Origin of the sequence: Cyanobium usitatum str. Tous, assembly GCF_003011885.1 — a bacterium.
Classification (GTDB): Bacteria; Cyanobacteriota; Cyanobacteriia; order PCC-6307; family Cyanobiaceae; genus Cyanobium_A; species Cyanobium_A usitatum.
Window position 1 is genome coordinate 1 of sequence record NZ_PXXO01000004.1, and the last position, 12592, is coordinate 12592.

Genomic DNA, 12592 nt, shown 5'->3' on the forward strand with positions numbered 1-12592 from the left:
CTGAATGAAGGTCTGCGTGCCTGGATGGCACCGGCTGACCAGCCGCATGAAAACTTCGTCTTCCCTGAAGAGGTTCTGCCCCGTGGAAACGCCCTTTAATTCCAATCTGGTGGTCGGGGGCAAAGACCTCGACTCCACCGGCTATGCCTGGTGGGCGGGCAATGCCCGCCTGATCAACCTCTCCGGTCGCCTTCTCGGCGCCCACGTCGCCCACGCTGGCCTGATGGTCTTCTGGGCTGGGGCCATGATGCTTTTCGAGGTGAGCCACTTCACCTTCGATAAGCCCATGTACGAGCAGGGGCTAATCCTGTTCCCCCACGTAGCCACCCTGGGTTACGGCGTTGGTCCTGGTGGTGAGGTCACCGATCTCTATCCGTTCTTTGTCGTTGGTGTGCTGCACCTGATCAGCTCGGCCGTGCTCGGCCTTGGTGGTCTGTATCACGCCCTGCGTGGTCCCGAAGTGCTGGAGAACTACTCCACCTTCTTCTCCCAGGATTGGCGCGACAAGAATCAGATGACCAACATCATTGGTTATCACCTGATTCTTCTCGGCGTCGGCGCCCTGCTGCTGGTCTTCAAGGCCATGTTCTTTGGCGGTGTTTATGACACTTGGGCACCGGGCGGTGGCGATGTACGCATCATCACCAACCCAACCCTCAGCCCCGGCGTGATCTTCGGTTATCTCACCCGCGCACCCTTTGGTGGCGAGGGCTGGATCATCGGGGTCAACTCGATGGAAGACATCATCGGCGGTCACATCTGGATCGGCCTGATCTGCATCTTCGGAGGCATCTGGCACGCAATCACCAAGCCGTTCGGCTGGGTGCGTCGCGCCTTCATCTGGAATGGTGAGGCCTACTTGAGCTATAGCCTCGGCGCGCTGAGCTTTATGAGCTTCATCGCCTCGGCTTATATCTGGTTCAACAACACCGCCTATCCCTCCGAGTTTTACGGCCCTACAAACGCCGAATCCTCCCAGGCCCAAAGCTTCACCTTCCTAGTGCGTGACCAGCGCCTCGGCGCCAACATCGGTTCGGCCATGGGCCCCACCGGTCTGGGTAAGTACCTGATGCGCTCACCCACAGGCGAGATCATCTTCGGTGGTGAAACCATGCGTTTCTGGGACTTCCGCGGTCCCTGGCTGGAGCCCCTGCGCGGCCCCAACGGCCTGAGCCTGGACAAACTCCAGAACGATATTCAGCCCTGGCAAGTGCGCCGCGCGGCTGAATACATGACCCACGCTCCGAACGCCTCCCTGAACTCCGTTGGCGGCATCATCACCGAGCCCAACTCGGTGAACTTCGTGAACATCCGCCAGTGGCTGGCGTCCACGCAGTTCGTGCTGGCCTTCTTCTTCCTGGTCGGCCACCTGTGGCATGCAGGTCGCGCTCGCGCTGCTGCTGCTGGTTTCGAGAAGGGCATTGATCGCAAGGCAGAGCCCACCTTGGCTATGCCGGATCTGGATTGATCACACAGTGATCGTTGCTGGCCCCCGCTTTCGAGCGGGGGCTTTTTTGTTGCCGCCCCGCCCCTATCTACCTAGCTTTCGGAGAAATAAGACCTTTGTTAATGGCCCGCCATTCAGTTCAAAACCTGAGCTCAAGATCACGGCTATTGGAGGCTGTTCTGCTGGCAACTGGTCTGAATATGGTTCCTTTACTGGCCCAGCCAGCCCAGGCCCAAGGAGCTATCACCTCTCCTGCTGCAGGTGTGATCTGCGACCAAGCTGGACCCACCTGCTACGACAAGCAAGGACCTTCCATCGGCCTGACCCAGACCTACTTCGGCAGCATCGCTGCCAACCGTCTTAGCTCCGAGCTGGGCAACCGCCCCCAAGCGAATGACTTCCGACTGAGCAACGGAGCTGTTTGCGACTCGCGAGCGGCCACCTGCTGGAGTGATGGCTGGCAGAGGGCCCAAATGGCTCCCAACCTCACCCAGCAACTATTCGGCTCACTCCCAACAACAGCAAATCAATCCGGCGGCGGTCTCCAGGGTTTGCAAACCCCCCGTGCCGGAATCGTCTGCGACCCCGGCAGCAGTCCTGTCTGCTACGACCAGTCCGGCCTATCCCTCGGACTGACGAGGGAGTACTTCGGATCCTTTGCCGAGCAAACCGCCCTGCGCAACCTGGCCGGCCAAGCACCGCCACGTCAATTTCGGCTCAGCAACGGCAGCGCCTGTGATCTCAACGCTCGCACCTGCTGGAGCGATGGCTGGAACCGTCAGCAGGTGAATGTTGCTCTCTCCAACCAACTATTCGGTAGTGCGAATGGGACTGGCGCTGGCGGTGCCAGCACCCAGACCCGAGCGGCCCAATGCCGCATGACCCGCTGGTTTAAATCCCTGTACAACGGCAACTGTGAACTGCGGGAAAACCGCACTGGCAAAGGACGACTCCTAGAGGTGAGTCTTCAAGACGGCAACGTTTACAGCGTTAGCAAGCCCAGGGGCGGCGGCTACCAGCTCAGCGATGTCAAGGGCAACTCCTGGCCAGTCAATGTCAATGACCAGGGCCGCAGTGTCAGCTTCACCTGGTCTGATCGGGTACTCACCGTGACACCCACTGCTGCCCCCAGTAACGGCAATAGCTTCGGCCAGCTGCTCAACAACTTGATGGGGCTTTGAGCCATCGCCTCAGCAACGGCAGGCTCAGGCCGATCACGTTGCTGAAGCAACCTTCAATCCGCTCCACCAGCAGCCCTCCACGCCCCTCCAAGGCAAAGCCACCGGCACATTGGAGGGGTTCGCCACTGGCTACATAGGCGTCGATCTCCGCCGAGCTGAGTAGAGCGAACTGCACGCGGGTCACTACCGCGGCCAACAGGGGCCCGCCATCAGCTGCTTCTTGATTGCAAGGCAGGAGGCAATGGCCGGTGATCAACTCACCCCAACCGCCTGCCATCTGCAACCAGCGCTGGCGAGCTTCGCCAGCGTCAGCTGGCTTGCCATACACCTCACCGTTGAAAACCAGCAGCGAATCGCAGCCAAGCACCCTGCAGCCCTGGGGCAGTTGTTGTGCCACCGCTTCGGCTTTGGCCCGGGCCAGCCGCTGCACTAGCTGGGCGGGATCGGGATCGCTGATCGACTCCTCATCAACGCCACTCACCTGCACCTGGTGAGCGATGCCGGCCTGCTCCAGCAGGCGCCGGCGAGCTGGGGAGGCAGAGGCGAGCACGAGCATGGGGTCAGGGAGAATCCTTCTATGCAACACCGGGAAGCTGCCTCAATCGACCCCCTGCTTCAAAACAAACGCTCCCTGTCCAGGGCCAGCCAGGCAATGCGCTGCCTGCCATTTAGGCGGGCGTTTTACGTGGAGGTGAGCGATCGGGCTCTCAGCGGCGGCGAGCTCTGCCGCCGGAACGACCTCCAGAGCCTTTGCCAGGGAGCACCGACGGCCGATCGGGTAGAAGCCCACTGGATCTGGCTGATCCAGCTCGGGGTGCTGCGGCGCGAGGTGGATGGTCAGGGCCTCACCGAGCGGGTGCGGCTCACGCCCATGGGAAGGGAGCTGCTGGCCCAATGGCCTGGCGAAATTCCCGGCGCCAGCGGCCCCATTCGCCTGCAGCACTGGCTTCGCCGCCACCGGCCGCGTCTATGAGCGCAAAAGCTGCTCAGCCGGACCCAGCCGCACCCACCCCCCTGATGGTGCTTGGCACCAGCAGCGGGGCTGGCAAGTCGCTGATGACCGCTGCCCTCTGCCGGGTGCTGCGCCGTCGCGGCGAAACGCCCCTGCCCTTCAAGGGGCAGAACATGAGCAACAACGCCTGGGTTGATCAGGACGGCGGCGAAATGGCCTACTCCCAGGCGCTGCAGGCCTGGGCCGCCGGACTCGAACCACACCACAGCATGAATCCGGTGCTGCTCAAGCCCCAGGGCGACTCCACCAGCGAGCTGATCCATCTGGGTCAGTCGGTGGGGCTGGCCCGCGCCGAGCACTACTACCGCGACTGGTTCCGGCCAGGCTGGGCGGCCATTCGCGCCGGCCTGAGCGAGCTGCAGGCGGCCCATCCGGGGGGGCGCCTAGTGCTGGAGGGAGCGGGCAGCCCGGTGGAGGTAAACCTGCAATCCCGCGACCTCACAAATTTGCGTTTAGCCCAATTTCTGCGGGCCCGCTGCATCCTCGTGGCCGACATCGAGCGCGGTGGCGTTTTTGCCCAATTGATGGGCACCTTGGCGCTGCTGCGGCCGGTGGAGCGGCCCCTAATCCGCGGCCTGCTGATCAACCGCTTCCGCGGCCGCCGTGAGCTGTTTGACGAGGGGCGCCGCTGGTTGGAGGCCCACACCGGCATCCCCGTGCTGGGGGTGATGCCCTGGCTCGACGAGCTATTTCCGCCAGAAGACTCCCTCGATCTGCTGGAGCGCCGCGGCCGCAAAAGCAGCGCCGAGCTGGAGATCGCCGTGCTGCGCCTGCCATCACTGAGCAATTTCTCCGATCTCGATCCCCTCGAGGCCGAACCAAGCGTGCAGCTGCGCTGGCTGACGCCGGGGGAACCATTAGGGCGCCCCGATGCGGTAATCGTGCCGGGCAGCAAGCAGACCCTGAGGGATCTGGCGGCCCTGCAGCGAGCTGGGCTAGGGGAGGAACTGCGCAGCTACGTCGCCGGCGGGGGCCAGGTGTTTGGTATTTGCGGCGGCTTACAGCTTCTGGGCCGGGAGCTACTGGATCCGCAGGGCCTTGAGGGCGGTGATTGCGCCGCCGGGCAAGTGGTGGCCGGCCTGGATCTGCTGCCGCTACGCACCCGCTTCGGCGGCCGCAAGGCCCTGCGCCAGCGCCAAAGCACGGCCCGCTGGCCCGGCGAGGGCTTGAGCCTGGAGGGATTCGAACTGCATCGCGGCCTCAGCAGCCCCATCGAAACTGCCGGCCCCCTGCAGCCCCTCGCCACCGATCCCGACCTGGGCCATTGGTACAGCTTTGGCGAAGCGGGTGGTCTGGTGGCTGGCACCTACCTGCATGGGGTATTCGAAAGCGGGCCCTGGCGGCGCCGTTGGCTCAACCAACTTCGCCAGCGTCGCGGCCTGGCTGCCCTGCCGGAGAACCCGCCCCACCACAGCCGGCAGCGAGACGCCCTCCTAGAGCGACTCGCCGATGCCTTTGAGGCCCAAGTGAACCTCACCCCCCTTCTGAGCCCCTAAATGGCCGACTCCGCCACCAGCATCCACTGGCCCAACGGCCACACCAGCAGCTGCAACGCCGGGTGTGACTGGCTGGTGGCAGCCCAGGCCGCAGGCTTTCTGATCCCCACGGGCTGCCTGGGCGGCAGTTGCGGCGCCTGCGAGATCGAAGTAAACGGCCAGGTGGTGCGGGCCTGCATTGCCACGGTGCCCGCCAGCCGCTCCGGCTCGCTAACGGTGGAGCTAGCCAGCGACCCCTACTGGTGACTGCCTGGGCTTAGGACTGAATCAGGCCTCCACCGAGCAGCACCTCACCGGCGTAGAACACCGCCGCCTGACCAGGCGTGATCGAAAACTGCTCCTCTGCAAACTCCAACCGCACCCGGTGGGGCCGCAGGGCTGCGCTATCGGCGTCGGTGGCGGGCAAGGGAATCAGTCGGGCCGGCTCGGGTGCACTGCGGTAACGCACCTGCACCTCCAGCTCCATGGGCTCCGTAGGTGGCTCGATCGACACCCAATTCACCGCCCCCACCAACGCTTCGCCCCGGGCCGCCCCAGCGCGGGGAGCCACCACCACCTGGTTCATCGCCCCATCAAGGCGCACCACATGCAGTGGCTCGCTCCAGGCCACCCCCAGGCCCTTGCGCTGGCCGATCGTGAAATGCTCAATGCCGTCGTGCTCGCCCACCACCGTGCCATCGGTAAGCACGATCTGTCCCTGGCGCGGCGGCAGGTAGGCATCGAGAAAGGCCTTCATCGAGCCGTGGTGATCGGCCAGGCAGAGGTCCTGGCTCTCGGGCTTCTGGGCCGTACGCAGCCCATGGCGCTCCGCCTCCAGCCGCGTGTCTGCCTTGGTGAGCTCGCCGAGGGGAAACACCAGCCGGCCCAGGGCCTCCTGGGGTAGGTCGTAGAGGAAGTAGCTCTGATCCTTCTGGCCATCTAAGCCGCGCAACAACTGGTGACGGCCGTTGTCGCTGCTGGCGCCATGGCGCACCCGGGCGTAATGGCCCGTGGCGAGCCGGCCGATGCTCCGCTCGCTTTCAGCCCACTGGAGCATCGGCCCAAATTTCACCTCCCGATTGCAACGAGAGCAAGGCAGCGGCGTCACGCCGGCCTGATAACCCTGCACCAGAAAATCAACGATCTGGGCCTGGAAGTGCTCGCGAAAATCCACCACGTGGTGGGGCACCCCGAGTTGCTCGCAGATGCCGGCGGCATCCACCAGGCCCTCGGCGCAGCAGGCACCCTTGCCACTCATCAGCCACAAGGTGAGGCCCTCCACCTGCCAGCCCGCCTCCACCAGCAGGGCTGCCGTCAAGGAGCTGTCAACGCCGCCTGAGAGGCCCACCGCAACGCGATGCTCCCCGGGCCAGGCCCGCAGCCGCTCTAAAGCGGCCTGGCCAGCGGGCGTAGAGGCAGGCGGCACAAAAGCGGAAGAAGCCACTGGAGCAGGCAAAGGGCAGACAGCTGGCGGGAGTACTCCCATCATGAAACCCAGATGCCTTAAAGGGGTTGGGAGAGCCGTCCGCAGTAGCCCCTTGGCCGGAACGCAATAGCAGCCACCTGCTGGTCAACAGCGCCCAGATGGCAGCGCTGGAGGAGCAACTCTTCGCCAGCGGCCTGCCGGTGGAAGCCCTGATGGAGAAGGCCGCCCTGGCGGTGAGTCGGCTGCTGCTGGAGCAGCACGGCGAGCGGCTGGGGCGCCATGGAGCGCTGGTGCTGGTGGGGCCAGGCCACAACGGCGGGGATGGGCTGGTAATCGCCCGGGAACTGCACCTGGCTGGTATCTCAACGGCCATCTGGAGCCCGTTTGGGCGCCACAAGCCGCTCAGCGCCGCCCACTTGCGACACGCCCTGTGGCTTGGCATTCCCCGGCTGGAGTCAAGCCCCGATCCCAGCGGTGCCGCCCTCTGGATCGATGCCCTGCTGGGCATCGGCCAGCGGCGAGCACCTGGAGAGGCGATCGAAGCCCTGCTGCGGCAGCGCCAGCGCCAGCGGCCACATGCGCTAGTGGCGATTGATGTGCCCACGGGCCTCTGCGCCGACAGCGGCCAGGCCACCGGCTCATACACGGCCCAGGCCATCAGCACCTATGCAATCGGCCTCATCAAGACCGGCCTGGTTCAAGACGCGGCCCTAGAGGCTGTGGGGTCGCTGCACTGGGTCGACCTGGGCCTGCCGCCAGCGCTGCTGCAGGAGCTTCCCCTCAAAGTGCCCCTGGCTCTGGCGGAGCGGGATCTGGCGGCAAGGCCTAAACCCAAATTGAACCCGGCGGCATCGAAATATCAGCGCGGCCGACTGCTGGTGGTAGCGGGCAGCGATACCTATCGGGGTGCCGCCAGCCTGGCCCTGGCCGGCGCCAGCAGCAGCGGCTGCGGCAGTGTCCGGGCCGCCCTGCCGGAGGCCCTGGCCGGCACCATCTGGCAGCAGCACCCACAGGTAGTGGTATGCCTCGATCCCCCGGCCGAACTCGATCCCCAGCGGCTGGATGCCCTGCTGGTCGGGCCCGGCCTGGGGGAGGCCAACTGCTGGCCCAATCCGCCGAGTTGGAGTGAGCTGCTGAGCTGGCAAGGGCTGCTGGTGCTTGATGCAGACGGCCTCAACCGCCTTGCGGGGCCAGTGAGCCAAGGGCTCGGTCTGCAGGCAAGCCGCTGGCTCCAGCAGCGACAGGGGCCTACCTGGATCACCCCCCACCCCGGCGAATTCGCCCGCCTCTTTCCCGAGCTCGCCGGCAGCACCGCCCTGGAGGCGGCCGCCCAGGCGGCCATGAGCAGTGGGGCCTGCGTATTGCTCAAAGGGGCCCGCAGCATCGTGGCGGCCCCGGATGGTCGCCGCTGGCAATTGCTCGAAGCCAGCCCCGGCAGTGCCAGAACAGGACTCGGAGACGTGCTGGCCGGCTACGCCGCCGGCCTGGGAGCGATGGCCCTGGCAGCCAGCGGCAACGCCGACGCCACTTGGCTCGCCGCGGCAGCACTGGCCCACGCCCAGGCTGGGCGACGGGGGGAAAACTCCGAGAGCGGTTTCACACCAATGCAGGTGGCAGAAAACCTGGCTCAGCTGTGTTGATCACAACACGGAAATCAGTAAATGTCAGACCAGGACAGGGCTGCTTCTGTGTTGTTTTGCAAGTGAAAGCTAAAGGGTTGCTGAAAACACCCTCATAGAGCCGAATTTGCCTCGATAGTCAACTCCTTCGATAGGCCTTCCAATGACCTCATCCCCGACGAGGGTCAGCGAAAGCAGTCGCCGTAGAAGTAGCGACCCGATTACGTGGTACCTGGCCACGATCGGGCGAGAGCCCCTGTTGACGCCAGCTGAAGAGATCGAACTCGGCAATCAGGTGCAAACAATGATGCGCCTCACGGAGGAGGGCGATAGGGAGCTCAGCGACCTGGAAAAGAAATTGATGCGCATCGGCAAGCGCTCTAAGCAGCGCATGATGAAGGCCAATTTGCGCTTAGTCGTAAGTGTTGCCAAAAAATATCAAGGCAAGGGTCTCGAGCTGCTCGACTTAATCCAGGAAGGTTCACTGGGACTGGAGCGGGCTGTTGAGAAATTTGATCCCACCCGTGGTTATAAGTTTTCGACCTATGCCTTCTGGTGGATTCGCCAGAGCATGACCCGAGCGATCGCTTGCCAGTCGCGCACGATTCGACTGCCGGTGCATCTCAGCGAGCGCCTCACCGCCATTCGCAAGGTGAGCCTCGACCTTGCCCACAAGCTCGGCGCCATGCCCAGCCGCCAGGAGATCGCCGAGGCCATGGCCATGCCGATCGAAGAGCTTGATGGCCTGTTGCGCCAGTCCCTCACCACCTCGAGCCTGGATGCGCCAGTAAACGGTGATGAAGGCCGCAGCTTCCTGGGCGATCTGATCGCCGATTCCTCCGAGGAGGAGCCTCTCGACCGGGTGGAGCGCGGCATCCATCAAGAGCAGCTAGGGCGCTGGCTGAGCCATTTGAGCGAACAGGAGCGCCAGGTGCTGCAACTGCGCTTCGGGCTGGAAGGAGAGGAGCGTCAAACCCTGGCGGAGATCGGCCGGCGGCTCGATGTGTCCCGGGAGCGGGTGCGCCAGGTAGAACTCAAAGCTCTACGCAAGCTGCGCAATCTCACCCGCCGCACCCCCGCGACGCTTTAGGGCACGACGCTTTAGGGCACGGGGCATTAGGGCACGCGTATCAGTCTTCCGCCCATCAGTCTTCCGCCCAGATGTAGCGAGTGAGCTCTTCCGGCTTGGGTTCGGGAGCCGCCAGGGCGAATTCGACGCAATCTGCCACTTCGGCATCGATCTCCTTCTCGATCGACTTGAGCTCCTCGGCTGTAGTCAAGCCCTGCTCGATCAACCGGCTGGCAAGGGATTTGATCGGATCTCGCTTGGCCCAAAACTCCTTTTCAGCCTCTTCGCGCAGCTCGTCGGGGTCAGCCAGGGAATGGCCGCGGAAGCGATAGGTGAGGCACTCCAGCAGGGTGGGGCCCTCTCCGGCCCGGGCCCTCTCAACGGCGCGCTGGGCGGCGGCACGCACCGCCAGCACGTCCATGCCGTCCACCTCCTCACCAGCCATGCCAAAGGCAGCGGCCTTACGCCAGATCTCCGGATCGCTGGTGGCACGGTTGTGGTCCATACCAATGGCCCACTTGTTGTTCTCCACCACAAACAGGATCGGCAGCTTCCAAAGCGCCGCCATGTTTAGGCATTCATAAAATTGACCGATGTTGCAGGTGCCGTCGCCGAAGAAGGCTGCGGTGACGGAGTCGCTGGAGGCATCTCCGAGGGCGTCGCGCTTGTAGCGGCTGGTAAAAGCTGCGCCGAGGGCCACCGGAATGCCCTCGCCGATGAAGGCGTAGCCACCGAGCAGGTGATGCTCCTTGGAAAAAAGGTGCATGGAGCCGCCGCGGCCCTTGCTGCAGCCGGTTTCCTTGCCGAATAGCTCGCTCATCACCTCCCGGGCCGGCACGCCGCAGCTCAGGGCATGGACGTGGTCGCGGTAGGTGCTGCAAAACCAGTCGTGCTGCAGCTTCATCGCCTTGATCACGCCCGTGCTCACGGCCTCCTGGCCGTTGTAGAGGTGCACAAAGCCAAACATTTTGCCGCGGTAATACATCTCCGCGCACTTGTCCTCAAAACGCCGGCCCAGGGTCATGTCGCGATAGAGCATCAAGCCCTCGTCGCGATTCACCGTGGCAGGCACGGATGGGTAAAGGTTCTCGAGGCGCTCAGCGTGAGCCCCCACCAAACTGGTGACGTCGGCTGAACAGGTCGGTGCTCCGGAGGCTGATCCAGGTGCCGCCGCAATGTCGTGGCCCATGTCCGCCTGCGTCATTGCCCAACTGTACGAGGTCTGTTCCCGCGGCAGCTGACAATTTGTGCCACAACCGCTGACCCTGCCTACAGTCAGCCACCAGTGGAAGGCAAGGATTGGAACTGCCGATCGATCATTTCCGGTTGCTCGGAGTCAACCCGACCACGGACTTGCAGTCCCTGTTGCGCACCCTGCAGCAACGCATCGACCGGGCGCCAGATCAGGGATTTACCCAGGAAACCCTGATAGCCCGTGAGGAACTACTGCGCGCCAGCGCCGACCTACTCAGCGACAGCAGCCGGCGCCAGGCCTACGAATCCGACCTGACGGCGCTGGCCGGCAGCGGGCCAACGCTGATGCCCGCCCTTGATGTGCCCACCAGCAAGGAGGTGGGCGGCCTGCTGCTGTTGCTCGAAGCGGGTCAAGCCTTCGAAAGCTTCGAGCTCGCCTGCCGGGCCCTACAGCCACCTCAGACGCCAGCGCTGGGAAGCACTCGCGAGGCCGACCTGGCCCTGTTAGCTGGCCTCGCCTGCCTGGCGGCCGCCGTCGACCTGCACCAGCAGCGGCGCTACGAGGCCGCCGCCCAGACCCTGCAGCAGGGCCAGCACCTGCTGCAGCGGATGGGCCAATTACCAGCCATTCGCCAGCAACTCAGCGACGAGCTCGATGGTTTGCGGCCCTACCGAGTGCTGGACCTACTCAGCCGCAACCTCACTGCCCAAACGGAAAGAGCCGAGGGTCTGACCCTGCTTGAAGAGCTGGTGGCCCGCCGGGGCGGACTTGAGGGTTTCGGTGACCCGAGCATGGGCCCGGAGGAATTTCAAGCCTTTTTTAAGCAGATCCGTGCCTTCCTGACAGTGCAGGAGCAAGTGGATTTGTTCAGTCGCTGGGCAGAAGCCTCTGCGGCTGCAGATTTTTTGGCGAGCACCGCCCTCACCGCCTCCGGCTTTGCCCAACGCAAGCCCGAGCGCATCGCCGCGGCCCGCGAGCGGCTGGAGGCCAGCGGTCAAGACGGACTGCAACCGCTGCTGGCCTGCCTGCATCTGCTGCTTGGGCAGGTGGACAAAGCCCGCAGCGCCTTCGAGCAGGGAGCAACCCCCGAACTGAAGCGCTGGGCGGAGCAGCAAAGCAGCGATTCCCTTGCCCAACTTTGCGCCTACTGCCGCGACTGGTTGGCGCGTGATGTGTTGCCCGGCTACCGCGATCTGGAGGCTGATCCGGACCTGGAGGCCTACTTCGCCGACCGCGACGTACAGGCCTATGTCGAGCAGCACGACAGCCCCTCAGAGCGATTGCCAGCGACCACCGAAAACGCCTTTGCCTGGGACATGGGCTCAGCCCCAGTTAGCGCAGCCCCAGCCAGCCCCAGCGGCGGCTTCCCGGAACAGGAAGACGAAGACGAGCAGTGGGACTGGGACGGGACGTCCTGGCTAGAGAACCTGCGGGAAGCCTGGGATAGCCATGGTCCTGCCTCCTGGATGGAGCGCATGCCCCACTGGCAGTGGCAGTGGCAGTGGCCGTCGCGCCGCATAACTACCGGAGTAGCCGTGGCAGCCGGGGTGGCACTGCTTGCCATCGCCTCGTTTGTGAGGCTGCGCTCTCCCGCCCCCGGCCCGGGCCGCACTCCCATCGCGGTGCAACCGGTCGCCCCACCGGCTGTTCCCATCAAGCCCACCCCTCCCGTTAAGGCCACCCCTGCCGCCGAGCCCAGCCTGCCCCTGCGGGAGGAAGCGCCGAGTGAAGCCCAGGTGCAGGCCCTGCTCGAAGCATGGCTCGACGCCAAGGCCGCAATCCTGGCAGGCAAAGACAGTCGCATTCCCCTGGAGGTGCTGGCCCGGCCAAGCCAGCTGGATCGACTCGAATCGGAGCGCGACGCCGACCAGGCCCGGGGCGAAACCCAGACCATCAGCACCGACATCACCAATCTGGTGATCAACGAGCGAGACGCCAACCGCATCGCCGCCACGGTGGGGCTGAGCTACACCGATCAGCGGCTCAACTCCAAGGGGGATCCTCAAGGCGAGCCCAGCAAGATGGAGCTTCGCAACCTCTATGTGTTTGGCCGAGACGGAGGTATCTGGCGCCTGGTGAGCTTCCAGAAAGCTCCTTGACCAGCCGGACTGGTTTTTACGATCGTTTGAATATGGGGTCTAGGCCCCAACCCCTGGCCCCGGAGTGGC

The 12592-nt window shown here is 64.4% G+C and carries 11 protein-coding genes; 8 read left to right on the top strand and 3 right to left on the bottom strand.

The annotated features are described in order from the left end of the window. Window positions 1-82: 82 nt before the first annotated feature. Window positions 83-1468, top strand: a complete 1386-nt coding sequence (psbC, locus tag C7K55_RS04295; RefSeq protein WP_106502199.1) for a photosystem II reaction center protein CP43 — start codon at window positions 83-85, stop codon at window positions 1466-1468. A 179-nt stretch (window positions 1469-1647) separates the two neighbouring features. Further along, on the top strand, window positions 1648-2628 hold the full coding sequence (locus tag C7K55_RS04300) for a YcgJ family protein (RefSeq protein ID WP_161956119.1): 981 nt from the start codon (window positions 1648-1650) through the stop codon (window positions 2626-2628). On the opposite strand, the gene C7K55_RS04305 is transcribed toward C7K55_RS04300, so the two are convergent. Then, window positions 2606-3184 (bottom strand): Maf family protein, encoded by a 579-nt coding sequence (locus tag C7K55_RS04305; RefSeq protein WP_106502201.1) that lies wholly within the window; start codon window positions 3182-3184, stop codon window positions 2606-2608. The two genes, C7K55_RS04300 and C7K55_RS04305, sit on opposite strands and share 23 nt — an antisense overlap. Window positions 3185-3205: 21 nt before the next feature. Here C7K55_RS04305 and C7K55_RS04310 point away from each other — a divergent pair, with 21 nt between their 5' ends. The 3 genes from C7K55_RS04310 to C7K55_RS04320 are packed head-to-tail and all read left to right on the top strand — an operon-like array spanning window position 3206 to window position 5382. Continuing rightward, complete coding sequence (locus C7K55_RS04310) at window positions 3206-3601, top strand: Npun_F0494 family protein (protein ID WP_106502202.1); 396 nt, start codon at window positions 3206-3208, stop codon at window positions 3599-3601. A gap of 44 nt (window positions 3602-3645) precedes the next feature. Further along, window positions 3646-5136, top strand: a complete 1491-nt coding sequence (locus C7K55_RS04315; protein ID WP_106502376.1) for a cobyric acid synthase — start codon at window positions 3646-3648, stop codon at window positions 5134-5136. Next, window positions 5137-5382, top strand: a complete 246-nt coding sequence (locus C7K55_RS04320; RefSeq protein ID WP_106502203.1) for a 2Fe-2S iron-sulfur cluster-binding protein — start codon at window positions 5137-5139, stop codon at window positions 5380-5382. A 10-nt stretch (window positions 5383-5392) separates the two neighbouring features. On the opposite strand, the gene mnmA is transcribed toward C7K55_RS04320, so the two are convergent. Next, window positions 5393-6604 (bottom strand): tRNA 2-thiouridine(34) synthase MnmA, encoded by a 1212-nt coding sequence (gene mnmA / locus C7K55_RS04325; protein ID WP_396094817.1) that lies wholly within the window; start codon window positions 6602-6604, stop codon window positions 5393-5395. 23 nt (window positions 6605-6627) lie between these two features. Here mnmA and C7K55_RS04330 point away from each other — a divergent pair, with 23 nt between their 5' ends. After that, entirely contained in the window at window positions 6628-8181 is a 1554-nt protein-coding gene (locus C7K55_RS04330) for an NAD(P)H-hydrate dehydratase (RefSeq protein ID WP_241518173.1), read from the top strand. 142 nt (window positions 8182-8323) lie between these two features. After that, window positions 8324-9250, top strand: a complete 927-nt coding sequence (locus C7K55_RS04335) for a sigma-70 family RNA polymerase sigma factor (RefSeq protein WP_106502204.1) — start codon at window positions 8324-8326, stop codon at window positions 9248-9250. A gap of 55 nt (window positions 9251-9305) precedes the next feature. Here the strand turns inward: C7K55_RS04335 and pdhA are convergent, their stop codons facing one another. Then, entirely contained in the window at window positions 9306-10433 is a 1128-nt protein-coding gene (gene pdhA / locus C7K55_RS04340; RefSeq protein ID WP_106502205.1) for a pyruvate dehydrogenase (acetyl-transferring) E1 component subunit alpha, read from the bottom strand. Between the two features lie 95 nt (window positions 10434-10528). Between pdhA and C7K55_RS04345 the strand changes: the two genes are divergently transcribed. Continuing rightward, complete coding sequence (locus tag C7K55_RS04345) at window positions 10529-12523, top strand: IMS domain-containing protein (protein WP_106502206.1); 1995 nt, start codon at window positions 10529-10531, stop codon at window positions 12521-12523. The last annotated feature ends 69 nt before the right edge of the window (window positions 12524-12592 follow it).